The organism is Kosakonia sp. MUSA4 (genome assembly GCF_013085925.1).
Taxonomy (GTDB): Bacteria; Pseudomonadota; Gammaproteobacteria; order Enterobacterales; family Enterobacteriaceae; genus Kosakonia; species Kosakonia sacchari_B.
This window is the reverse complement of sequence record NZ_CP025697.1, coordinates 951,083-972,523: the sequence shown is the minus strand read 5'-3', so window position 1 is coordinate 972,523 and position 21,441 is coordinate 951,083. Positions and strand designations below refer to the sequence as shown.

The 21,441-nt window shown below is 56.3% G+C and carries 24 protein-coding genes and 1 riboswitch; of the genes, 14 read left to right on the top strand and 10 right to left on the bottom strand.

What is annotated here, in order from left to right; genetic code table 11:
• The first annotated feature begins 86 nt into the window (after positions 1-86).
• The 4 genes from C0557_RS04570 to C0557_RS04555 are packed head-to-tail and all read left to right on the top strand — an operon-like array spanning position 87 to position 4,031.
• A complete protein-coding gene (locus tag C0557_RS04570) occupies positions 87-1,520 on the top strand; it encodes a circularly permuted type 2 ATP-grasp protein (RefSeq protein WP_074776974.1) in 1,434 nt (477 codons plus the stop codon).
• Positions 1,520-2,449 carry an alpha-E domain-containing protein gene (locus C0557_RS04565; protein ID WP_208662788.1) on the top strand — a complete coding sequence of 310 codons (930 nt, stop codon included), beginning with the start codon at positions 1,520-1,522 and terminating at the stop codon, positions 2,447-2,449. Before C0557_RS04570 ends, C0557_RS04565 begins: the two co-directional genes overlap by 1 nt.
• On the top strand, positions 2,446-3,267 hold the full coding sequence (locus tag C0557_RS04560) for a transglutaminase family protein (protein ID WP_208657649.1): 822 nt from the start codon (positions 2,446-2,448) through the stop codon (positions 3,265-3,267). The genes C0557_RS04565 and C0557_RS04560 overlap by 4 nt, the downstream gene beginning before the upstream one ends.
• A gap of 29 nt (positions 3,268-3,296) precedes the next feature.
• Positions 3,297-4,031, top strand: a complete 735-nt coding sequence (locus C0557_RS04555; RefSeq protein WP_074776972.1) for a proteasome-type protease — start codon at positions 3,297-3,299, stop codon at positions 4,029-4,031.
• Positions 4,032-4,041: 10 nt separating this feature from the next.
• Here C0557_RS04555 and C0557_RS04550 read toward each other — a convergent pair whose 3' ends face one another.
• The 5 genes from C0557_RS04550 to C0557_RS04530 form a co-directional block, all read right to left on the bottom strand.
• Positions 4,042-4,821 (bottom strand): heme ABC transporter ATP-binding protein, encoded by a 780-nt coding sequence (locus C0557_RS04550; protein WP_208657648.1) that lies wholly within the window; start codon positions 4,819-4,821, stop codon positions 4,042-4,044.
• Positions 4,814-5,809, bottom strand: a complete 996-nt coding sequence (locus C0557_RS04545) for an iron ABC transporter permease (protein WP_208657647.1) — start codon at positions 5,807-5,809, stop codon at positions 4,814-4,816. Before C0557_RS04545 ends, C0557_RS04550 begins: the two co-directional genes overlap by 8 nt.
• Positions 5,809-6,627: a hemin ABC transporter substrate-binding protein gene (locus C0557_RS04540; RefSeq protein WP_208657646.1), complete on the bottom strand. Its 819-nt coding sequence runs from the start codon at positions 6,625-6,627 to the stop codon at positions 5,809-5,811. Before C0557_RS04540 ends, C0557_RS04545 begins: the two co-directional genes overlap by 1 nt.
• The gene (locus tag C0557_RS04535) at positions 6,624-7,676 is read right to left on the bottom strand and encodes a hemin-degrading factor (protein WP_208657645.1); all 1,053 of its coding nucleotides are present in this window, start codon (positions 7,674-7,676) and stop codon (positions 6,624-6,626) included. Before C0557_RS04535 ends, C0557_RS04540 begins: the two co-directional genes overlap by 4 nt.
• A 75-nt stretch (positions 7,677-7,751) precedes the next feature.
• On the bottom strand, positions 7,752-10,124 hold the full coding sequence (locus C0557_RS04530) for a TonB-dependent receptor domain-containing protein (RefSeq protein WP_208657644.1): 2,373 nt from the start codon (positions 10,122-10,124) through the stop codon (positions 7,752-7,754).
• Positions 10,125-10,352: 228 nt separating this feature from the next.
• Between C0557_RS04530 and C0557_RS04525 the strand changes: the two genes are divergently transcribed.
• Positions 10,353-10,637 (top strand): SelT/SelW/SelH family protein, encoded by a 285-nt coding sequence (locus C0557_RS04525; RefSeq protein ID WP_007373416.1) that lies wholly within the window; start codon positions 10,353-10,355, stop codon positions 10,635-10,637.
• A gap of 443 nt (positions 10,638-11,080) precedes the next feature.
• On the opposite strand, the gene C0557_RS04520 is transcribed toward C0557_RS04525, so the two are convergent.
• From C0557_RS04520 to mntP, 3 genes are all read right to left on the bottom strand, one after another.
• Positions 11,081-11,287 carry a hypothetical protein gene (locus tag C0557_RS04520; RefSeq protein WP_208657643.1) on the bottom strand — a complete coding sequence of 69 codons (207 nt, stop codon included), beginning with the start codon at positions 11,285-11,287 and terminating at the stop codon, positions 11,081-11,083.
• Positions 11,288-11,659: 372 nt separating this feature from the next.
• Positions 11,660-12,037 carry a fluoride efflux transporter CrcB gene (gene crcB, locus C0557_RS04515; protein ID WP_074776965.1) on the bottom strand — a complete coding sequence of 126 codons (378 nt, stop codon included), beginning with the start codon at positions 12,035-12,037 and terminating at the stop codon, positions 11,660-11,662.
• Between the two features lie 78 nt (positions 12,038-12,115).
• A riboswitch (Fluoride riboswitch) is annotated at positions 12,116-12,185 on the bottom strand.
• Positions 12,186-12,215: 30 nt separating this feature from the next.
• A complete protein-coding gene (gene mntP, locus C0557_RS04510) occupies positions 12,216-12,785 on the bottom strand; it encodes a manganese efflux pump MntP (RefSeq protein ID WP_208657642.1) in 570 nt (189 codons plus the stop codon).
• 224 nt (positions 12,786-13,009) lie between these two features.
• Between mntP and zinT the strand changes: the two genes are divergently transcribed.
• Positions 13,010-13,654: a metal-binding protein ZinT gene (gene zinT, locus C0557_RS04505; RefSeq protein WP_208657641.1), complete on the top strand. Its 645-nt coding sequence runs from the start codon at positions 13,010-13,012 to the stop codon at positions 13,652-13,654.
• A 14-nt stretch (positions 13,655-13,668) separates the two neighbouring features.
• Here zinT and C0557_RS04500 read toward each other — a convergent pair whose 3' ends face one another.
• Positions 13,669-14,598 (bottom strand): aromatic alcohol reductase, encoded by a 930-nt coding sequence (locus C0557_RS04500; RefSeq protein WP_208657640.1) that lies wholly within the window; start codon positions 14,596-14,598, stop codon positions 13,669-13,671.
• 141 nt (positions 14,599-14,739) lie between these two features.
• Between C0557_RS04500 and C0557_RS04495 the strand changes: the two genes are divergently transcribed.
• The 6 genes from C0557_RS04495 (at position 14,740) to C0557_RS04470 (ending at position 19,958) form a co-directional block, all read left to right on the top strand.
• Positions 14,740-15,633: a LysR family transcriptional regulator gene (locus tag C0557_RS04495; RefSeq protein ID WP_208657639.1), complete on the top strand. Its 894-nt coding sequence runs from the start codon at positions 14,740-14,742 to the stop codon at positions 15,631-15,633.
• Positions 15,634-15,772: 139 nt separating this feature from the next.
• Positions 15,773-16,588, top strand: a complete 816-nt coding sequence (locus C0557_RS04490) for an SDR family oxidoreductase (protein WP_208657638.1) — start codon at positions 15,773-15,775, stop codon at positions 16,586-16,588.
• A gap of 26 nt (positions 16,589-16,614) precedes the next feature.
• On the top strand, positions 16,615-17,376 hold the full coding sequence (locus C0557_RS04485) for an SDR family oxidoreductase (RefSeq protein WP_208657637.1): 762 nt from the start codon (positions 16,615-16,617) through the stop codon (positions 17,374-17,376).
• Positions 17,377-17,415: 39 nt separating this feature from the next.
• A complete protein-coding gene (locus C0557_RS04480) occupies positions 17,416-18,693 on the top strand; it encodes an MFS transporter (protein WP_371813230.1) in 1,278 nt (425 codons plus the stop codon).
• Positions 18,623-19,558 carry a GlxA family transcriptional regulator gene (locus C0557_RS04475; protein WP_208657636.1) on the top strand — a complete coding sequence of 312 codons (936 nt, stop codon included), beginning with the start codon at positions 18,623-18,625 and terminating at the stop codon, positions 19,556-19,558. The genes C0557_RS04480 and C0557_RS04475 overlap by 71 nt, the downstream gene beginning before the upstream one ends.
• Positions 19,559-19,667: 109 nt before the next feature.
• Complete coding sequence (locus C0557_RS04470) at positions 19,668-19,958, top strand: putative quinol monooxygenase (protein ID WP_208657635.1); 291 nt, start codon at positions 19,668-19,670, stop codon at positions 19,956-19,958.
• A gap of 38 nt (positions 19,959-19,996) precedes the next feature.
• Here C0557_RS04470 and C0557_RS04465 read toward each other — a convergent pair whose 3' ends face one another.
• Positions 19,997-20,632: a TetR/AcrR family transcriptional regulator gene (locus C0557_RS04465; protein ID WP_208657634.1), complete on the bottom strand. Its 636-nt coding sequence runs from the start codon at positions 20,630-20,632 to the stop codon at positions 19,997-19,999.
• Between the two features lie 250 nt (positions 20,633-20,882).
• Here C0557_RS04465 and bhsA point away from each other — a divergent pair, with 250 nt between their 5' ends.
• Positions 20,883-21,140, top strand: a complete 258-nt coding sequence (gene bhsA / locus C0557_RS04460; RefSeq protein WP_007373400.1) for a multiple stress resistance protein BhsA — start codon at positions 20,883-20,885, stop codon at positions 21,138-21,140.
• Positions 21,141-21,227: 87 nt separating this feature from the next.
• Positions 21,228-21,437, top strand: coding sequence for a DUF1471 domain-containing protein (locus C0557_RS04455; RefSeq protein WP_007373399.1), 210 nt, complete (start codon positions 21,228-21,230; stop codon positions 21,435-21,437).
• The last annotated feature ends 4 nt before the right edge of the window (positions 21,438-21,441 follow it).

The window sequence follows — 21,441 nt, the reverse complement described above, 5'->3', positions numbered from 1 at the left end:
CTCGCCACGAAAACGCATTGCCAGCCATGCTGGCATGCTTTCTGCATTTTTACAGAATCTTCACACGCGCAATGCAGGGGATGACAATGATAAAAATAACGCTTCCGACAGCACCTTACTACGATGAGATGCTCAGCGCAGAGGGCAGTCAACGCCAGCATTACGATGCCTGGTGGCAGTGGCTTCAACAGACCGACCAGCACGCTATCCATCAAAAGAAAGAACAGGCAGAACTGCTATTTCACCGGGTGGGCATTACCTTCAACGTTTATGGTGAAGAGGGCGGCACTGAACGCCTGATCCCCTTTGACAGCGTACCGCGAATTATCCCGGCCCATGAGTGGCGCATCCTCGATCAGGGCATCCGCCAGCGCGTCAAAGCGCTAAACGCTTTCCTGTACGATATCTACCATCAGCAAAATATCCTCAACGCCGGTATTGTCCCGCGCGAGCAGGTTCTGGCGAATGAGCAGTACCAGCCCTGTATGCAGGGCGTGGATCTGCACAACAATATTTATGCTCACATCACCGGTATCGACATGGTACGTAACAGCGATGGCCGCTATTACGTGCTGGAAGATAACCTGCGCACCCCGTCCGGCGTCTCCTATATGCTGGAGAACCGCAAGATGATGATGCGCCTCTACCCGGATCTCTTCGCCAGCCAGCATATTGCGCCGGTCGAGCGCTACCCCGGCTACTTGCTGCAAACCCTGCGTGAAAGTACGCCGGTGGACGATCCCACGGTGGTGGTGATGACGCCAGGGCGTTTTAACAGCGCCTATTTTGAGCACAGTTTTCTGGCACAGCAGATGGGCGTTGAGCTGGTAGAAAGCGCCGACCTGTTTGTCAAAGGCGGTGCGCTCTATATGCGCACCACCGAAGGCCCGTGCCGGGTGGATGTGATCTACCGCCGCATTGACGACGCGTTTCTCGATCCGCTGGCGTTTCGCGCCGATTCAATGCTCGGTGTTCCTGGCCTGCTGTCGGTCTACCGGGCGGGCGGCGTGGTACTGGCGAACGCGATCGGCACCGGCGTTGCCGATGATAAATCCATTTACCCCTATGTGCCGGAGATGATCCGCTTCTACCTCAGCGAGGAGCCGATTCTCGGCAATATCGCCACCTGGCAGTGCCGCAAACCCGACGATCTTAACTATGTGCTGGCCCACCTCGACAGCATGGTGGTGAAAGAGGTTCACGGTGCGGGCGGATACGGCATGCTGGTCGGGCCAAAATCAACCCGCCAGCAGATTGAGGATTTCCGCAAGCGGCTGCTGGCAAACCCCGGCAACTATATTGGCCAGGAGACGCTGGCGCTCTCCACCTGCCCGACCTTTGTCGAAGAGGGACTGGCGCCGCGCCACATCGATCTGCGCCCGTTTGTGCTCTCCGGCGAAGAGGTTCGCCTGGTGCCGGGCGGCCTGACGCGCGTGGCGCTGAACGAAGGTTCGCTGGTGGTGAACTCGTCGCAGGGCGGCGGCACCAAAGATACCTGGGTGATGGAGGAGGATGAATGATGCTAAGCCGCACAGCCAGCGAACTGTACTGGATGGCCCGCTACCTGGAGCGGGCAGAGAGCTTTGCCCGCGTGCTGGATGTCACCTGGAAGCTGTCAATGATGCCGCGCCACCGCCAGCAGCAACACGATCTGGCGCTGCCGCTCAATCTCACCTTTTCCCATGAGCTGTTTCAGCAGCGTTACGCCCGCTTTTCCATGAACAACCTGCTGAACTTCTTCGCCCTCGACAGCCACAACCCGAGCAGCATTTATAGCTGTATTGAAATGGCGTGGAATAACGCCCACGCGGTACGCGGCAGCCTGTCGTCAGAAGTGTGGGAGTGCATCAACACCACGCGTATCGACATCCGCAATCTGCGTCAGTCCGGGGTGGATAAAATCGGTATTGATACCTTTTTTGACTGGGTGAAAGAGCGCTCGCATCTGTTTCGCGGTGCGATGTTCGGCACGCTGCTGCGCAACGATGCGCAGTGTTTTATTCGTGTCGGTACGCTGATTGAGCGCGCCTACGCCACCGCCCAACTGCTGGCGCTTAAAGATCAGCAACTGAACAACGATCCGGATCCGGTACGTGAATATTATCGCCTCGACACCCTGCTGCGCGCAGTAAGCGCCCGCGAGGCCTATCACAGCATCTACCGCCAGCCGATCAGCCGCGAAACCGTCAGCGAACTGCTGGTATTTCGTAATGATGTGCCGCGTTCGCTGCATGCCTGCGTGGCGGATCTGGTGCAGCAACTGGAGATGATCGGTAACACACGGGCGCATGTTCCGCTGCGCCAGGCGCACCTGCTGCATGTGGAACTGCGCTTTGGTTCCCTCGACGATGTGCTGGCGCAGGGACTGCAAAGCTGGCTGAACCACTTCCTCACCCAAATTAACGAGCTGGCCGACAGCATTCGCCAGACTTATCTGGAGGCGCTATGAAACTCACCATCAACCATTTAACGCATTATCAGTACGATGAAGAGGTGAAATTCAGCACCCAGTATTTGCGGCTGACGCCGCAAAACTCCGCGCGCCAGCAGGTGAGCGAGTGGAAACTGACGCTGCCCGCCTCGGCCGTCGCCACCCGTGATGCTTATGGCAACCTGATGCATGTGCTGACGCTGGACAACCCGCACCAGGAGATTTTTATCCACGCTCAAGGGGTGGTGGAAATCGCCGATACTGTGGAAGAGAGCCACGATAACAGCGATGAAACGTTATCGCCGCTGGTCTTTTTACGCGTCACGCCGCTGACGGAAGCGGACGATCTGATCCGCGGTTTCGCCAGCCGCTATTATCAGGAAGCGGCGCCCGAAGAGAGCCTCACATCGCTGATGGCGGAATTACGGCTAAAAATGCCGTATACTCCCGGCGCGACGCATGTGCAGGACAGCGCAGCGGACGCATTCGCCAAAGGGAAAGGCGTCTGCCAGGATCATACCCATGTATTTCTGGCCTGCTGCCGTAGCCTGAAGATCCCGGCGCGCTATGTCAGCGGTTATGTCTATAGCCGGGATACCGAGCACGTGGCGATGCATGCCTGGGCGGAAGCCTGGATCAACGACCGCTGGCACAGTTTTGATATCACCAACAATACCCGCCTGCTCAACCAGCATTTGCGGCTGGCGGTGGGGATGGATTATCTGGATGCCTGCCCGGTGCGCGGCAGCCGTTTGGGCGGCGGCTGCGAAGAGCTGTTTTCCACCGCTGAAGTGAATCTGTTTACGCAACAGCAGCAACAGGTTCAGCAGCAATAGCGTTAACTGTTATGTAGAAAGGTGAGGTAATGACCTACTGTGTGGCCATGCGTCTGTGCGACGGGCTGGTCTTCGCTTCCGACTCCCGGACCAATGCGGGCGTCGATCACATTGCGACGTTCAAAAAACTTCACGTTTTTCAGCGTGAAGGCGAACGGGTGCTGGTGATCCAGTCCGCCGGTAATCTGGCAACCACGCAGAGCATTATCAGTCTGCTGACCTCGCGCATTGAGAGCCAGCAGACGCCCAACCTGATGCAGGCCGAAACCATGTACGACGCCGCAACGCTGATCGGTGAAACCGTGCGGGAAGTTATCCACCGCGACAGCAAGGCACAGCAAAACGGCAGCAACACCAACTTTGGCTGCAACATGCTGCTGGGCGGGCAGATTGGCAACGAAGAGCACCGGCTGTTTCATATCTATCAGGAAGGGAATTTTATCGAGTCGACCAACGACACGCCCTACTTCCAGATTGGCGAAAGCAAGTACGGTAAACCGATTATCGATCGGGTGTTAACGCCGGATACGCCGCTGGAGCAGGCGATGTGCTGCGCGCTGATCTCGATCGACTCCACGCTGCGCAGCAATCTCTCCGTCGGCATGCCGCTGGATGTGATGATCTACCGCCGCGAAAGTTTCCACGCCCGCGAACAACAACGCATTATTGAAAGCGATCCCTATTTTATTGCCATCCGCAAAGCCTGGTCCGAAGGGCTGCTCAACACCTTCCGCCAGTTAACACCCTTCCCCACTAAACCCTGAGCCGGGCGGTTTATGCGCAGAGGAAAACGTGCGGCGCATCGCCGCCTGGGTGCGCACTCACCTGCACATCAGCGCCGTACCACTGCGCAATCACCGGCGTCTGGATCACCTGCTGCGGCGCCCCCTGCGCCACCAGCCTTCCCTGATGCAACAGCAGAATACGATCGGCCCACAGCGCCGCCAGATTCAGATCGTGCAGCACCACACAGACGTGCAACTTGCCGCTGGCGGTGAGCTTTTTCAGCAGCCGCAGCAACTGTTGCTGGTGGTAAAGATCCAGCGCTGATGTGGGTTCATCGAGAAACAGCCAGCCTTCCGGCGCGCTGTCGCGCCACAGTTGCGCCAGGCAGCGCGCCAGTTGTACGCGCTGCTGCTCGCCGCCGGAGAGCGTGGCATAGCGCCGATGCGCAAGCTCATCGCAGCCGGTCAGCGTTAACACCTCACGCACAATGTCGGCTTCGCGCTGCGATCCCCACGGTGCGCGCCCCATCGCGACAATCGCCGCCACCGGCCAGTCAAACCGCAACTGCGTTTGTTGCAGCATCACCGCCCGACGGCGGGAGAGCGTCTCTGCCGACCACTGTGCCAGGGCGCGCGCCGCCAGTTGACATTCCCCCGCATCGGCGGGCAGATAACCGCTCAGCAGCCGCAGCAGCGTTGATTTTCCCGCGCCGTTCGGGCCAATCAGCGCCACCAGTTCGCCACCGCTCAGCGTTAACGACACATCATCAATCACCCAGCGCTGCCCGCGTTGCAGGCGCAAATGTGCGGCGGTTAAGGTGTTATCCATACGCGGTTCCTCGTTGTCGAAAAATCAGCCATAAAAACCACGGCGCGCCGAGCAGGCTGGTGATAAGCCCTACCGGCATCTCTGCCGGAGCCACCAGCGTGCGGGCGGCGGTATCGGCAATCAGCAGCAGTGTCGCCCCGGCCAGCAGCGAACCGGGCACCAGCGCGCGATGATCCGGCCCCAGCCACATGCGCATCAGGTGCGGCACCACCAGGCCGATAAAACCGATGATCCCGCTGATGGCGACCGACGCGGCCACCAGCAGCGCGCTGCACAGCAGCATCACCCGTTGCAGCGCCGGAACGTTGACGCCGAGATAGTGCGCCTCTTCATCGCCCAGTTGCAGCAGATTGAGCTGACGGGCAATGCGCCACACCACCAGCGATGACGGCACAATCAGCGTGGCGGCGATCGCAAGCGTAGACCACTGCGCCTGGCCGAGACTGCCCATTCCCCACTGCGAAAGCTGGCGAAGCTGAGCATCATTACTCAGCCAGGAGAGCACCCCGACAGCCGCGCCGCACAGGGCGTTAATGGCGATACCGACCAGCAGCAAGCGCGACAGTGTGTTGTCGCGGGCTTTGCTGAGCAGGAAGATAACCACCATTACCGCCAGGCTACCGATAAAGGCCGCCACCATCGGTGCGTAGAGCGCCACCAGCGCGGGCACCGGCAGCGGCAACACCAGCCAGCAGGCCACCGCCAGCGCGCTGCCGCTGCTGATCCCCAACAAACCGGGATCGGCGAGCGGATTGCGAAACAGCCCCTGCATCACGCAGCCGGAGAGCGCCAGCGCCGCGCCGACCACCAGCGCCAGCAGCACGCGCGGCAGGCGAATGGTCAGCCAGATTTGACGCAGCGCGTCGTCGCCCGCCTGCCACAGGCTGGTGAGCGGCAGATGCATGGCACCCTGCGTACTCGCCAGAAACGTCAGCCCGAGCAGCAACAACAACATTCCCCACAGCGCGCGAACAACGGCGCGGCTCATCAGGGTAACTGCTCCGCTTTTTTGCGCAGATCCAGCAGCGCCTGCGGCGTACGCAGACCAAAGCCGATCAGCGCCATATCATCGACAATCAGCAACTGTTTATGCCGCCCGGCGGGCGTCTGCGCCAGGCCTGGCAACTTCCACAGGTTCGCTTCGCCGCCCATGCTTTTCACGCCATCGGCGGAGATGACAATCAGATCCGGCTGGCTGGCGATCACTCCTTCCTGCGAAAGGCCGCGATAGTGGGCAAAGCCCTGCATCGCATTCTGTAAACCTGCCGCGCGGATCGCGCCGTCTGCCGCCGTCTCCTGCCCGGCCACCATCGTGCCTATCCCGCCGTGGCTTAACAGATACAGTACCCGCTTATTGAGCGCCGTTTTCGGCAGCGCGGCGATTTGCGCCGCCACTTTTTGCCGCAACTGTTCGCCTTCGGCGGTTTTACCGAGCGCAGCGGCAATCACCGCTACTTTGTTATCAATGGCTGCTGGCGTGTACCCGCCCGGAACCGGGATCACTTTGACGTTGTTCCCGGCGACTGTTTGCAACACCGTTGACGGCTGCGCCTGTTCGCTGGCCAGCACGATAGTCGGGCGCAGCGACAGAATGCCTTCGGCGTTGAGCTGGCGAACATAACCGACATCCGGCAGTTTGCTCGCCTCTGGCGGCCAGTTGCTGGTGGTGTCGCGCCCCACCAGTTGTGCCTGTGCGCCCAGCCCGTAGACGATTTCGGTGACATCACCGCCGAGCGTCACCACTTTTTCCGCAGCGGCGCTCGCCATCAGCGGCAGCGCCGCCAGCAGCATCAGTAACGTTTTCATGCGGTTTGTCCTTCGTTGCACAGCGCATCAATTTGCCTGCGCCACTGGCTCTGTTCCGGCTGCCCTTCGCTGCGCTGGCCGTAAAGCTGCGCGATTTGCGTACCATCGGCGGCGAACAGTTCAAGGCTGGTGACATGACCATCGGCGGTCGGTTTACGGGTGACCCAGCTTTCGGCGATCCCACTCTCAAGCAGGTGCAGCGTGAAGTGTTCGTTGAAGATGTTGATCCAGCCTTTCATCGGCGTCAGCGTCTCCAGCGCACCGGTGAAGATCTGCACACAGCCGCGGTTGCCGACGAAGATCATGATTTCATTGCCCTGCTGTAACACCGTCTCCAGCAGGCGCGGCAGCGCGTCGTTGCTGACCTTGCAGGCCAGATCGTCGCCCACCAGGCGAAACGCCTGCTGGCGCGAGAGGTGATGTTTTTTCAGCAGCCCGAAGAACTGATGCACATCAGTCATCGCCCGCCATGCCTGATCCAGCGCTGCGCCATCGGCGCTTTCAGCGTGCGGTTCGGCAACCGCTTTGCTGATTTCTAACGGCAGATCGGCCTGCGCCGCGAAACGCGCAATCACTTCGCTCCACGCCGCCATATCAGTCTGTTCGGTAACGTAGACTTTCAGCACCGCATCGCCCTGCTGGTCGAAGAACTGAATGCTGTGACGCTCGCCGCGCGGGCTTTGCTCACGCAGGCTAAAGGCGCTGGCCCACTGATTAACGAACAGGCGCAGATCGAGCGCGCGCGGGTTGAGCACCAGCCCGGCGCGTTCGCCGATATGCAGGTTGGTGAAACGGCCAATCTGTTCATGCACGGCATACTCGTTGCGGCAGATGCATTTGGTGTCGCCGACACATTCCAGCGCGGCGAGAAGCCCGCGCATATCGCCGTTCAGGCGCACGGCATCATGCCCGACGCGTGAGCGGGTTAATTCGGCTTCGCTGATCGCCATCCCGGTGGCGATATCGCGGGCGTACTTAGCAGGCTCCTGCGCTTTAATTGTCTGATAGTGCTGCCAAATTGCGGGAAAATCGTTTGACGAAACAGGCATAGCATTCGCTTCCTTTATAAGGTTAAAACCCCCGGCAGCGATACCGGGGGATGAAGACCCAGAACACGTGCGCGATCAGAAATCGACGTTGACGCCCAGTTGCCAGGTTCGGCCCGGCATGACGGCCAACGCTTTGTCGTAGGCATCCTGATTGGTGGATTCCTCAAGCGTGCGGCTGCTCAGGTAATCCCAGTATTTACGGTCGGTAATGTTGTAAACGCCGCCGTTGATTTTCACGTGTTTCGCCACTTGCCAGTAAGCCGTCCAGTCCAGCAGGCCGTAACCCGGCACGCGCATATACTCGGTGCTGGCGTCGTTAATCGCGGAGCCAGTATTGGTGTAAGACTCGCGGCTGGTGGCGGTGGCGCGTTTCCCCTTCACGAAGGTGGCGGTCAGCGCGGTACCGTAGCGTTTCGCCGGATCGTCCCAGGCAACGCCCGCGATCGCTTTCATCGGCGCGACGCTGTCGAGATCGATGTATTTGTCGCCCATATAGCTGGATTTCGCTTTCCCTTCGGTGTAGCCGTAAGCCAGCGTGGCGCTCAGGCCATTGACCTGCTCAAACCAGGTGCCGAAGTTAAATTTCGCGCTGATTTCGCCGCCGTAGATAAAGGCTTTATCACGGTTTTCCGCCTGATAAGTGGTGTAGATGTTCGACGGAACGTTGGTGAATTTATCCGGGTTTTTGGCGCGCGTATAACGGGTATAAGCGATAAAGTTTTTATAGCTGTTGTAGAACAGCGCGGTATGCAGCGTAACGCCTTCGGTGACCTCCCCTTTCATGCCCCATTCGAAGTTATTGCTGGTTTCGGTTTTCAGATCGGTGTTGCCGATCAGCGCATATTGCTGGCTACCGGCATAGCTGGAACCCAGGTTCCAGGAGCCGTAAAGCTGGCTGGCGTTCGGGAACTCGGCGCCGCGCTTGTATTGCAGGTAGGTCATCAGGCGCGGCGTGATGTCGTACTGGAAGGTTAACGACGGCAACAGTTGGGTGTCGGAATTTTTCCCGTACAGGGTGGAGACCTCCGACTCGTCCAGCGCGGTGCTGTTAGTGGTCAGGCTGGAGAGGTTATCCGGCTTCATTGATTGATGAACGACACGCGCGCCAGGAATGATGGCGAAATGGTGGCCATCTGCATCGAAGTTAACCTGATCCTGCACGAATGCGCCCAGCGTGTAGCTGCTGCTGTCCGCTTCCGGCTGCATGATTTCGCTGAAGAGACTTGGCACCGGCGACTGGTTAAACGGACGCTTGGTTTTGGTGGTGCTGGCGTTGAAACCGGCGCTCAGATCGTGGCGGCCAAGGGTTTTCGCCAGCGCATTCTGTATGCCCCAGGTATCGGTATCGTAATTGGAGTACACCGTTTCCATGGTGGCGGTGGTGCTGTCCGGCATGTAAGTGCGGTCATGCGCTTCGGTGTGCTGGTAATAGACTTTGCTGGACATGCTGTCTAGCCAGTCGTTCATTGGCGTCCAGTCATCTTTCAGGCTGACGCCCCAGCGGCGAGTCTGGCTGGTTTGCTGCGCGTCGCCAAGGATGGTGCTGCCGCTGTTGTCCCACGAGTCGTAATGGGTGTGATTGGTTTTGTGGTAGTAATCCAGCGTGCCGGTCAGTTTATGCTCATCGTTGGGCTGCCAGATACCGGAGGCCATCATCGCATCGGAGTGCCAGTTCGCCGGGTACGCATCGATGGAGCCGCTGTTGTTGCGGGTTTGCTGACCATCGCGGCGGCTATAAACAAAGATGCCGCGCAGGGTTTCATCCCCTGCTGCGCCGGTCACGCCGTTGTGCCAGCTGCGGTCGGCGGAGTCATAATCGCTCTGGTAGCCAAAGTAGCTGTTTTTGCCCGGGCGCAGATAATCGTCCGGTGATTTCGGGCGGAAGGAGACATTGCCGCCAATTGAGGTGTTCGCTTGATCGGTGGGCGTCGCGCCGGACTGAATATCCACATTGCCGTACATGTACGGATCGATATAGTCACGGCCGATGCCGAAGGTGTTCAGGCCCGCGCGGCTGACGTAGCTACGGCCGGTTGCATCCGGCTGCGGAATGCCATCAACATCGATTCCCACGCGGTTACTTTCCAGGCCGCGAATGTTGTAACCGGTGTAACCGCCACGGTCAAAACCGCTTTTGCCGTTACCGGAACCGCCGCTTGCGCCGGTCGCGCTGATCAGCGGTTCGTAACGCATGATTGAGCCGAAATCGTTCGCGCCTTTGTTTTGTAAATCCTGTGCGCTAACGGAATGGCTACTTCCTGCTTTCAGCACCGGCGCAGGTGCCGTAACGACCATCTGTTCGGCCGTATCCTGTTTCGCATTCGTTGCGGTAGTCGTCGAGGTATCGGTATCCGCTGCCAGCGCGGTGTTCTGATACAGGGCTGCGAGTAATGAAGTCACCAACACGCGCTTCCTGAAGCGACGCGGAGAAAGTTGCGATTTGCACATAATATTTTGTAAGCCTTAGAATTTATTAGTATCAGGCTCACGTCTTACTTCCAGTCGTTCCACGAAACGAGAATACGTCAGGACAAAAAAGCAGGTTATCGTTATGTTATGAGATTAGATATTAATGATAATGATTATCACTTGCAATAGGTTCATAAACTTCTCACCTTTGCGTCCGCAATTTGCATACACTTTGCTGTCTGATTCGTCTTTTGGAGGGACGAGAAAATGAACAAACCGGCGATTACTTTACATTATTGCTCGCAGTGTAACTGGATGCTGCGCGCCAGCTGGATGGCGCAAGAACTGCTGCATACGTTCAGTACCGATCTCGGATCGGTGCGCCTGATCCCCGGCACCGGCGGCATTTTTGTGATTGATATCGATGGCACAGTCATCTGGGATCGCAAGCAGGAAGGCGGTTTTCCCGATGCGGCAGAGTTAAAACGCCGCGTGCGCGACTACTGCTTCCCGGAAAAACCACTTGGGCACGTAGAGAAAAAAAGCGATTAGGCTCCAGCGTACGGAAGACGTCAAGCTGCGCAGACAGCAGCTGATGATGCGCATCGCGACCAACAAAAATCTTTAGCTGGTAAAAAAAAAGCCGCCCGCAAGGGACGGCTGCAAGTGCGACACCAGGGTTTCAAACGTCGGAATGGATGAAATATGATCAGATTATCAATAACTTCAATGCACTAATGATGAAAATATTCATTCACAAAGATCTTTTATTTTCATTACAACTCCCTGTTTTATAGGGGTACTCTGATCATAGTTTTACAATTTGTTAGCACGCTCATTGTTAGTAACGAAGATGCATTTGCATGCCTTCAGACACAGAGCGGATTTCCTGGGTCTGAAGGTTCTTTTTCGGATTTTTCGTCCAATATGATGGGCAGTACATTGCGCGTTCGCTGCGCTGCCAATAAATTTATTTTCACATTCAGTAATGGACGTTATTGATTGCTAATTTCGGCAGGTGGTTTGCGATTCGCCATAATTGAAATAAAATATTTTTGATATGGGGAAAACTCAAAACTAATCGTATCAGCCGCATCAAAATTAATAATTTTTACATACGTATAGCGCTCAATCATTTCATGGCCTGAAGTGTCACCTCTGAAAAAATCGTGCATTCCGTAACTCTCTTGTTCTTTGCCCATCAACCACTCCAGACTCACATGTAAATGGCGAAAAACCTGGTTTGCGAACCATTTTGGCTTACCGTTTCCCAGCAAGCAAAATAAAACAAAAAAAACACAAATATAATATTTCCCGCTATCAGATTTTTCCAACAACTGATATTGCCAAAGCGCTTGTTCTTAATAATTATTACGGGCTATATGGTGTGTGTCCGTTGCGTCAATGTTCCTAATTCTGCTTATTTAGTGTCATTAGTCAATACTCACTCATGGTGCCATTTAAAAATTCAGAAAAAACATCTTCGCAAGATTAAAATAAAAAGGTTGCTAATAGTCCTGGCATTTTTACGGTTAAAGAGCGGGGAAGATATTTATCTCCCCCTGCGCACAGGCTCAATACAGGGCGTTAACCAGCGTAAAACCCAGCGCCGTCATCAGCAACGATCCCAGCACGTGTACCAGCACGGAGGTCATTGCCCACAGATAATTTCCCGTTTGCAACTGCGCGAAAATTTCCAGCGAGAAGGTTGAAAACGTTGTCATGCCGCCGCACAGGCCCGTGGTGATCAGCAATCGCCAGGTGGGATCGAGATGCGGCTGGCGCGTAAAGAACGCCAGCGCGCCGCCAATGATCATGCCACCCAGCAAGTTAACCAGCAGCGTACCCGGCGGCAGATTGGGAAAAAGCGCATTTAAACGCACAGAGAGCAGCCAGCGGATAACGCAGCCTGCGGAACCACCCACAATGACGGCAAATAAAGACTTCAGCATGTTTTACCTCATCAATACATCACGTTGAGGCATGCGGGAGGGACAAAAGAAAAACGCCCGACATGCCTCCATTTAAGAGTCATATCAGGCGTCATCAGCTTCTCCGGGAAGCGGTTGGGTAAGGTGGAACGCCATCACCTTCTGGCGCATTGTTAATGATTTTGCCCCTCGAGGCAAGTTACAGTAAGCCCAGGTGCTCAACCAGAATTGAACTGCCAATACCCATCAGCACCACGCCGCCGAGCACTTCCGCCCATTTGCCGATCGCTGCGCCCAGAAAACGCCCCAGCAACATGCCCGTGGTCGCCATAATGGTTGTCGCCAGGCCAATCATCAGCGCGGTCGCCACGATATTAACATTGAGGAACGCCAGCCCGACGCCCACGGCCATCGCATCCAGACTGGTGGCAATGGCGGTGGTCACCAGCAGCCAAAAACCGTGACGGCGCGGCGCTTCAACGTTTTCGTCAGACGATTTGCTCACCCCCTCTTTCACCATCCGCGCGCCAAGCGCCAGCAGCAGCACAAAGGCGATCCAGTGATCCCAGTGCATGATGTACTGGCTGGCGGCCAGCCCCACAGCCCAGCCAATTACCGGCGTGATAGCCTCAATGATGCCGAAGATCAACCCTGTTCTCAGCGCTTCGCGAACGGGCGGACGTTGTAACACCGCGCCCTTGCCAATGGCAGCGGCGAAGGAGTCCATCGACATACCGAAGGCCAGAATAGTCATTGCATAGAAACTCATTGCTCACCCTTTAAAACCGCCTCAACAGAGGGGAAAAACACTGCGCTGCGAAAAGAGCGGCAATGGTGCCACAGCAATGAGAAAAAGGCAAAAATTACTTATTTATCATCAACATATAGATGATGCTATGTTTTATAACCAAAGCTAAGTTGCACGCATTGATGATTTCTAATATTGTTATATTATAACATTTCATTACATGACAAATCATCAGGGAGCGCAGTATGATCATGAAGAAATCCGCCTTTGTTCTGGGTATGGGCGTATTACTGGGTAGCACACAGGGTATGGCTCACGATCATCACCACGGAAAGCCGCTGACAGAGGTGGAACGCAAAGCCAGCGAAGGCATTATCGACGATAAAGATGTCAAGGACCGGTCACTGTCGGACTGGGACGGCATCTGGCAATCGCTGAACCCATATCTGCTGAACGGCGATCTCGATCCGGTGCTAAAGAAAAAAGCGCAGCACGGCGACAAAACGGTGGAGGAGTATCGCGCTTACTACAAAAAAGGGTATGCGACCAACATCGACACCATCGGCATTGAAAATAACGTGATTGAGTTTCACACCGGCAAAACGGTCACCCGCTGCCGCTATGACTACGCCGGTTATAAAATTCTGACCTACGCCTCCGGCAAGAAAGGCGTGCGCTATCTGTTTGAATGTAAAGACGCGCAGTCAAAAGCACCGAAATTTGTGCAGTTCAGCGATCACATTATTGCGCCGCGCCAGTCGCTGCATTTTCATATTTTTATGGGCAATGAATCCCAGCAAGCACTGCTGAAAGAGATGAATAACTGGCCGACCTTCTATCCGTACAATTTGAACAAAACGCAGATCGTCGACGAAATGCTGCACCATTGATGTCTGCGGGCGGTTCAGCCCGCTTGCGCCAGATGTTCCTGCAACCAGCCTTTAACGTCCTGCGTCGCTATTTGATGCCGGGCGTTCCAGGTCTGCTCCATCGGCCACCAGACCCCTTCGCCGCGGGCGAAAGCGGTGCGATAGCGGCACATTTGATCCTCCGGTTGCAGGCGTAAGGCATCCGTTAACGCAGGCAGCGTATAGACGCCTCTTTTAAACGCCTGCCCGGTTACGGCTTCAACGGTATCCGCAAGCGTGGCATACGAGAGCGTTTCCCCGGCAATCAGCACCACTTCGTTCACAATGCGCGGTTGATGCAGATAGATAGCGGTAGTTAGCCGACCAATATCCGCAGGCGAAGTTACCGTCACCCGCGTCTCCCATCCGCCCAGCGCATTTATCGTTTTTTGCTCCAGATTCACCACATCGAATGCCGGTTCAAACAGGAAACTGGTAAACATACCGGTCGACACGATCACCCATTCGGTGCCGGTTTGCGCCCGCAACAGTTCCCGGACATCATACTGCTCGTCCCACACCGGCTGGCCGCTGCCTTTTCCCACCACGTCGTAATCCACGCCAAACTGCCATGGAAAATAGCGGCGCACACCGGCGGCCAGCACCGCGCGGGTAATTTTAAGCTGCGTACCCGCTCCGGCGACAAAGCCCATGCAATTGATCACCGTATCAAACTGCGCCAGCAGCGGGATGAGCGAGTCAACCGTGCTGGTCGCAATATCGACAGCGATAAATCTCGCACCGCGATCAACCCATTTTTGATGTGTCGCCGAGCGCAAATGGCCGCGTTCATCCCACGCGCCTGGCGAAACCACAACCGTGACTGTGCCCTGCGCCTGCGTCACGGCAGGTACCAGCGCATTCAGCACCGCCGCGCCGAGTTGTCCCGCCCCAAGCACCAATACGTTTTCGTTCTGTATATTCATTTCGCGTCCTCATTCAATCAGGCAGCAGTTTTACTGCACTGCACAAAAGATTACGGCGAAGGTATGATGGCGATAAGGTACAAAATTCAGGTTAGACTGTTCGTTAAAATGGGATAATCGAAAACAGGCGGAGGGGGAAAAGTGGATAAACTGGAATCAATGCGCGTTTATGTGCAGGTGGTGGAAACGCGCAGTTTTGCCCGCACCGCAGAAGCGCTCGGCCTGCCGCGATCAACCGTCTCGCGGGTCATTAAAGAGCTGGAAAACGGGCTGGGTTTGCAGCTTTTACAGCGCACCACGCGCAAACTCAGCGTGACGACGGAAGGAAGCCGCTACTACGAGGCGTGCAAAAGGATACTGGATGATATCACCGCGCTGGAGTCCTCCTTTCCCGGCACTCGCGGCCAGCCCGCAGGTCGCCTGAAAATCGGCATGCCGCAATCGCTGGCGCGACACTGCATTCTGCCCCGGCTGGGTGAATTTTTGCACCGCTACCCGCAACTGGCGGTGACGCTGTGCTCCAGCGATAACGTTGAGGATGTAATACAGGAAGGGTACGACTGCGTGATTCGCACCGGCAGAGTGGAGGATTCTACCACCCTGGTGGCCCGCCCGCTGGCGAAATTTAGCTGGGTGGTGCTGGCCTCCCCACAGTACATCGCGCAGTATGGCAATCCCGCTGATTTACAGACGTTACGCCAGCATAAGGCCGTGGGTTATCTGAATCACCGCACCGGGCGCACCACCGACTGGCTGCTGAGCCACGCAGGCGACGATCACGAAATTCGCCTCAGCGAGACGCTGATCGTTGACGATACGGATGCCTATATTCAGGCCGGGATACAAGGGCTGGGGCTGATTCGCGTCGCCAGTTATCTGGCGCAACCCTGGCTGGCAAGCGGAGCGCTGGTGCGCTGTATGGAGAACTACGCCTTTGACTTGCCCCTGTCGCTGGTTTACCCGCAAAGTCGCTATTTACCGCCCTCCGTGCGGGCATTTTATGACTGGAGTAAAGCGGTGCTCAATCAGCAATAAACCGGGCGATCGGCAGATTTCCGTTGCGGGAAGTTATTTTTATAAATGTCCTGAATCAGCACTATCAACGTCATTTAAGACATCCCAGCCTCACTTATGATGCTTCCATCGCATCCATTGTTGAACCTGGGAGTCTGCTATGAACATCGCAACACAACACCACAAAGGCACTGCCATTATTACCGGCGCATCAACCGGTATCGGCGCGATTTACGCCAACCGTCTGGCCCGTATGGGTTACGACTTGATTATCGTTGCCCGCAACCATAACCGCCTGAACCAGATGGCCAGCCACATTACCGCAGATACGTCGCGTAACGTGGAAGCGATCGCCGCCGACCTCAACGATCCGCAACAGCTCCGTGCGCTGGAAGCCAGACTGCGCGAAGACGCCAGCATCACACTGCTGGTCAATAACGCTGGCGTCGGCACGCATACGCCGCTGCTGGGAAGCGAAATCGATCGCATGGAAGCGATGATTAACCTGAACGTCACCGCCCTCACCCGCCTCACTTACGCGGTGGTGCCCGGCTTCGTCGCCCGTGGCGCAGGCGCGGTCATCAATATTTCGTCCATCGTCGCCATCGCCCCCGAAGTGCTGAACGGCGTATACGGCGGGACAAAAGCCTTTGTGCTGGCGTTTAGTCAGTCACTGCATCACGAACTGGCCGATAAAGGCATTCAGGTGCAGGCCGTACTGCCTGGCGCAACGGCAACGCCGTTCTGGGACAACGGCGGACTGCCGCTGGAACAGCTCGACAAAGCCATTGTCATGAGCGCCACGGACATGGTGGATGCGGCGCTGGTGGGCTTTCAGCAGCGCGAGCTGGTGACCATTCCTTCCCTGCATAACGACGCCGACTGGCAGGCACTGGAACAGCATCGCCGGGCGCTGATGCCGCAACTCTCCACGAACGTACCGGCAGAGCGCTATCGCGCAACCGTCACCCACTGACCGTTAACAGAACAGAGAATGAGATCATGAAACTGACAGGCAATACGATTTTTATTACCGGCGGCACCTCGGGTATTGGCCGCGCGATGGCTGAAAAATTCCACCAGCTTGGCAACCAGGTGATCATTTCCGGACGGCGCCAGGCGCTGCTGGATAGTGTCACCGCCGCCAACCCTGGCATGGGCGCAGTCGTGCTGGATGTAACCCGCGCGGAGAGTATCAACGCCGCAGCAAAAGAGGTGTTGTTACGCTATCCGGCGCTGAACGTGGTGATCAACAACGCAGGCATTATGCCGTTTGATAACGCCGCCGGTGAGCTGGATGACGAGATGGCAGTCACGCTGCTTAACACTAACCTGCTGGGGCCAGTGCGCGTCAGCGCCGCGTTTATCGAACATCTGAAACAGCAGCCGGATGCGGTGCTGATCAATAACAGTTCGATTCTGGCGTTTCTGCCGCTGGCGGCGAATGCGCTCTACTCGGCAACGAAGGCGGCCATTCACTCCTACACCCTGTCGCAGCGTTTCCTGCTGCGCGACAGTCGCGTCAAAGTGATTGAAATTTCGCCGCCGTGGGTAGATACCGACCTGATTTATAAAAGCGGCGATCCGCGCGCGATGCCGTTGCAGGACTTTATTCAGCAGACCTTCGACAAACTGGGCACCGATACCCTTGAAGCGATTGTGGACAGCGTACTGCCCGCGCGCGACAACCCCGGCGCGAATGAGCATGCGATGGTTAACGCGTTCAACCAGTCCCTTGTCGATAACCCCATTCCTGTTGCATAACCGATGACGGGGCAGCCCGCTGCCCCTTTGCTGGAGTTGATGATGCAGAACCCAATCCCCCTTTCGCAAAGACGCGCCCTGTGGGCGCTGAGCCTGGCCTATTTTGTTCAGGCGACGGGCGCACTGTCGGTTGCCGGCAGCCTGGCCGCTGTCTCCCATGAATGGGGATTAAGTGACGGGCAAAGCGCCCGCCTGCTCTCCATTTTTGGTTTAACCTTCGCGCTGGCCGCTCCGCTGGCGCAGATCTTTTTCGGGCATCTGATGCGTAAATATCAGGTGCTGGCCGGGATGCTGGTATTTGGCCTCGGCGCACTTCTCTTTGCGATGGCAGCAGATTACCCGATGCTGATCGCTTCGCGCATTGTGATGGGGCTCGGCGCTTCGTTGATTGGCCCGGTACTGGTGGCGCTCGGCGCGGAGTTAGTGGCACAGCACGATCGCGGTAGTGCTATCGCCATGATATTGCTTGGCGTTTCAATGGCGAGCATGGTGGGGATCCCGCTGGCCGCCTGGATTGCAACGACATGGGGGGCGCGTGAACTGTTTGCGCTGGTCGCCTTATTCAGCCTGCTTACGGCACTGGCGGTGTGGTTAAGCGTGCCAAACATCGTTAAAGGCGCGGATATCCGCTTTCGCCAGTTGGTCGCTGTGCTGGCGGAGGGGAAATCGCTGGCGGCGTTCCTGGTGGTATTTTTTATCACTTCCGGCGTCTATGACATGTACGCGTTTATCTCTCCGCTGATCCGCGATAACTGGCACGGCACAGCCGCCAGCGTTTCTGTGGCCTTAGCGGTGATTGGTGTCGCCGGGATTTTTGGCAACCTGTTTGTTGGCCGCGCAGCGCGCCGCTACAGCGCCGAGCGTTTACTGGTGGTGGGTATCACGCTGCTGATTGTGGATATGCTGGCGATGATGATCCTGCCCGCAAACCTGATGCTGCTTTATCTGCTGCTGGTACTGTGGGCTTTCTCTACAGATCTGCTGTGGCCGTCCCAGCAGCGGCGAGTGGTGGAAATCGCCACGGCCGAAACGCGCGGGATTTCGCTGGCGTTAACCAGCGCCTTTATGTTCTGTGGGATTGGTTTTGGCTCGGCCGTCGCATCGTGGATCTACCCGCTGTTGGGTTTTTATGGTGTGATGCTCAGCGCTGTCCTGTTCTTATTACTGGCGTTAATCAGCCTGCTGATTTCGGAGCGATTACGCGTTCGCTGCCCAGCCCGCCAGCCTGCGATCTTAGGGAGTCGCGATGCACAAAATTGGCTTCATCATTGCCGACCATTTCCAGATGCTGGCGCTGTCCACGCTGACCGTGTTTGAGTTTGCCAACACGGTCAGCGGCAAAGCCTTTTACCAGCCGGTGGTCTACTCCGAATTTGGCGGCACGGTGCGCTCATCATCGGGCATTGGCGTGGATTCGCTGCCGCTTTCGGATGACACCCAGGTGGATAGCTGGCTGGTGGCGGGCGTACTGACACCGGTTGCAGAACCGGCATCGGCTGGCATCGTCCATTTTTTGCAAACCACTGCGCTGCGGGCACGCCGCATTGCGGGAGTCTGCACCGGCGCCTTTGTGCTGGCGCAGGCCGGATTACTGGATAAAAAACGTGCGACCACGCACTGGGCGCACGCCCGCAGTTTGTCGCAGTTGCATCCCGACATTCAGCTTGAAGATGACCGCATTTTTATCATTGATGACCGGATCTGGACCTCCGCCGGCATGACCGCCGGGCTAGATATGGCGCTCGGCATGGTGGAAAAAGATCAGGGTGCGGAGATCGCCCGCGCGGTGGCGCACAATCTGGTGATGAACCAGCGGCGCTCCGGCGGGCAAACGCAGCATTCGGAGATGCTGGCGCTGGCGCCGCGTTCCGATCGTCTGCAAAGCGCGCTCGAATACGCCCGCAGCAACCTGAGCAAAGCGCTGACGGTGGAACTGCTGGCCGATGCCGTCCACCTGAGCGCCCGCCAGCTTAGCCGCCTGTTTCGCCAGGAGACGGGGAAATCGCCAGCCAAGGCGATTGAGGGATTACGTCTGGAAGCTGCGCGGCTAATGATTGAGCAAAGCCGTTTGTCGCTGGACGCCATCGCCCGCGAATCGGGTTTTCGCGATCGCCGCCATATGCGGGAAGTCTTTATTCGCGGCTATGGCATTCCGCCGCAGTCGTTGCGTACCGGGCGCTAAGCCCTATTTTCTCTTCGCGGATAAAAGTGCTGTCGCCCGAAAGGGGATTATTTGTTCGCCCAGGCGGCGTAGACTGATCGCAGTTTTATACGCTTAAAGGAGCAGAAAAATGCAGGAAAAAATCACCATTGTCGCCACCATTACCGCCCATGCAGGCGCGCGCGACAAAGTAGCCCAGGCGCTGAAAACCGTGGAACGAGACGTTCAGGGCGAGCCGGGATGCGAGCTGTACCAGTTACATGTCAACAGCAAAAACGATCATCAGTTCGTGATGATTGAGCGCTGGCAATCGGCGCAAATGCTGGCGCAGCATGAACAGGCCGCGCCGTTCAAAGCGCTGGTCAGCGCCATTGACGGCTTAGCCGATTTGCAGGTAACGACGCTGACTACCGTCGCCTGACAACCAAACCCAGGCATTCTGGCCTGGGTTTCTTGTCTTCACGCTTTCACCAGCTCCGGCCATAAGCGCAGCGTGGTGTCGATAATATCCATCAGCTTTTCCCGCGTCGCGCCTTCCCGCGCGCTGACCGCCATCCCCTGCACAATACACATTAAAAAATGCGCAATAACCGGCAGATCGCTGTGCGGCGGGATCTCACCGCGCAACTGGCGCTGCTGCAAAAACGTCAGCAGGGTCTGTTCCTGCGAGGCATGCTTTTCCCGGATCGTCTCGACGATAGGCTCAGCCGACGATGATACCGTGGCAGAGGTATTGATCAAAAAGCAGCCCGCTGGCGTGTCGCTACGGGTAAAACAGCCCACTACCGCGGTGAAATAATCCCGCAGCGCCTGGGTTACGCTCTTCTCATCACAAAACAGCGTCGCCTGGTGTTTGGCAATAAAGCGCGCCATATAGCGGTCGAGAACCGCCATAAATAGCCCTTCTTTATTGGTGAACTCCGCATATAGCGTTGGCGCTTTCGCGCCGGTGGCTTCCGCCAGCTCGGCCAGCGATGTCGCTTCATAGCCGTGCTGCCAGAACAGCATCATCGCTTTGTCCATCATCTCCGCTCTGTCGAAGACTTTTGGTCGTCCACGACTTTTTTTCGTACCGCATGTGACATCGGTTGTCATGGTTCCTCCCTTGTCCACATGGATTTAATTACTAATCATTATAAAAACATTGCAAGGGCGATGACCAGCGAAGATTTTTAAAAAAATTTCACCACATAACAAATTGAATAATAAAGTATTTATAATTATTTTAATGATCACTATAAAAATAACATTGACGAGTGATGCAGATCACACTTATGATTTACCTATCGATCGTTAAGTTAATACTTACGACGCCCAAACAAACCATTTTAGAAAGGTAAATCACATGAAAAGCATTCAATCCCTGATCGCCGTTGCCGTCCTCAGTTCCCTCTCTTTCGCCAGCATGGCTGCGGTAGAAGTTCAGTCTTCTCCGGCTGACCAGCAGAAAGTGGGCGTGATTTCCGCCAATGCCGGTACCAACCTCTCTTCGCTGGAAAGTGAACTGGCGCAGAAAGCCGATGAAATGGGCGCGAAATCGTTCCGTATCACCTCAGTGACCGGCCCGAACACCCTGCACGGCACTGCGGTTATTTACAAATAAGACGTGGCTGCTCACCAGCCGCAACAGAAGATTTTTAGATTCGGGCAATAACGCCCAACACGAATGAGAAATTTAAGGAATAACACCATGAAAACTTTCAATACTATCGCTATCGCTGCTGCACTTTCTGCTCTCTCTTTTGGCGCTTTCGCCCAGACCGTTACGGCAACAGGCCGCACGCTGGATGATGCAGAATCCGTGATTGCTGCCCAGGCGCAGAAAGAAGGCGCGTCTTACAAAATTATTGAAGCTAATACCAATAACAACGTACACATGACAGCCGAACTGACCAAATAAGTTT

What these genes read in the sequence shown, in the direction of transcription:
- C0557_RS04480 (WP_371813230.1), top strand. Translation starts at nt 17,416, where the DNA reads ATGATGCAGAACCCAATCCCCCTTTCGCAAAGACGCGCCCTGTGGGCG.
- C0557_RS04490 (WP_208657638.1), top strand. Translation starts at nt 15,773, where the DNA reads ATGAACATCGCAACACAACACCACAAAGGCACTGCCATTATTACCGGC.
- C0557_RS04545 (WP_208657647.1), bottom strand. Translation starts at nt 5,809, where the DNA reads ATGAGCCGCGCCGTTGTTCGCGCGCTGTGGGGAATGTTGTTGTTGCTG.
- C0557_RS04475 (WP_208657636.1), top strand. Translation starts at nt 18,623, where the DNA reads ATGCACAAAATTGGCTTCATCATTGCCGACCATTTCCAGATGCTGGCG.
- C0557_RS04455 (WP_007373399.1), top strand. Translation starts at nt 21,228, where the DNA reads ATGAAAACTTTCAATACTATCGCTATCGCTGCTGCACTTTCTGCTCTC.
- C0557_RS04485 (WP_208657637.1), top strand. Translation starts at nt 16,615, where the DNA reads ATGAAACTGACAGGCAATACGATTTTTATTACCGGCGGCACCTCGGGT.
- C0557_RS04555 (WP_074776972.1), top strand. Translation starts at nt 3,297, where the DNA reads ATGACCTACTGTGTGGCCATGCGTCTGTGCGACGGGCTGGTCTTCGCT.
- bhsA (WP_007373400.1), top strand. Translation starts at nt 20,883, where the DNA reads ATGAAAAGCATTCAATCCCTGATCGCCGTTGCCGTCCTCAGTTCCCTC.
- C0557_RS04500 (WP_208657640.1), bottom strand. Translation starts at nt 14,598, where the DNA reads ATGAATATACAGAACGAAAACGTATTGGTGCTTGGGGCGGGACAACTC.
- C0557_RS04570 (WP_074776974.1), top strand. Translation starts at nt 87, where the DNA reads ATGATAAAAATAACGCTTCCGACAGCACCTTACTACGATGAGATGCTC.
- C0557_RS04530 (WP_208657644.1), bottom strand. Translation starts at nt 10,124, where the DNA reads ATGTGCAAATCGCAACTTTCTCCGCGTCGCTTCAGGAAGCGCGTGTTG.
- C0557_RS04550 (WP_208657648.1), bottom strand. Translation starts at nt 4,821, where the DNA reads ATGGATAACACCTTAACCGCCGCACATTTGCGCCTGCAACGCGGGCAG.
- C0557_RS04465 (WP_208657634.1), bottom strand. Translation starts at nt 20,632, where the DNA reads ATGACAACCGATGTCACATGCGGTACGAAAAAAAGTCGTGGACGACCA.
- C0557_RS04565 (WP_208662788.1), top strand. Translation starts at nt 1,520, where the DNA reads ATGCTAAGCCGCACAGCCAGCGAACTGTACTGGATGGCCCGCTACCTG.
- C0557_RS04520 (WP_208657643.1), bottom strand. Translation starts at nt 11,287, where the DNA reads ATGGGCAAAGAACAAGAGAGTTACGGAATGCACGATTTTTTCAGAGGT.
- C0557_RS04560 (WP_208657649.1), top strand. Translation starts at nt 2,446, where the DNA reads ATGAAACTCACCATCAACCATTTAACGCATTATCAGTACGATGAAGAG.
- C0557_RS04525 (WP_007373416.1), top strand. Translation starts at nt 10,353, where the DNA reads ATGAACAAACCGGCGATTACTTTACATTATTGCTCGCAGTGTAACTGG.
- crcB (WP_074776965.1), bottom strand. Translation starts at nt 12,037, where the DNA reads ATGCTGAAGTCTTTATTTGCCGTCATTGTGGGTGGTTCCGCAGGCTGC.
- mntP (WP_208657642.1), bottom strand. Translation starts at nt 12,785, where the DNA reads ATGAGTTTCTATGCAATGACTATTCTGGCCTTCGGTATGTCGATGGAC.
- C0557_RS04470 (WP_208657635.1), top strand. Translation starts at nt 19,668, where the DNA reads ATGCAGGAAAAAATCACCATTGTCGCCACCATTACCGCCCATGCAGGC.
- zinT (WP_208657641.1), top strand. Translation starts at nt 13,010, where the DNA reads ATGATCATGAAGAAATCCGCCTTTGTTCTGGGTATGGGCGTATTACTG.
- C0557_RS04535 (WP_208657645.1), bottom strand. Translation starts at nt 7,676, where the DNA reads ATGCCTGTTTCGTCAAACGATTTTCCCGCAATTTGGCAGCACTATCAG.
- C0557_RS04540 (WP_208657646.1), bottom strand. Translation starts at nt 6,627, where the DNA reads ATGAAAACGTTACTGATGCTGCTGGCGGCGCTGCCGCTGATGGCGAGC.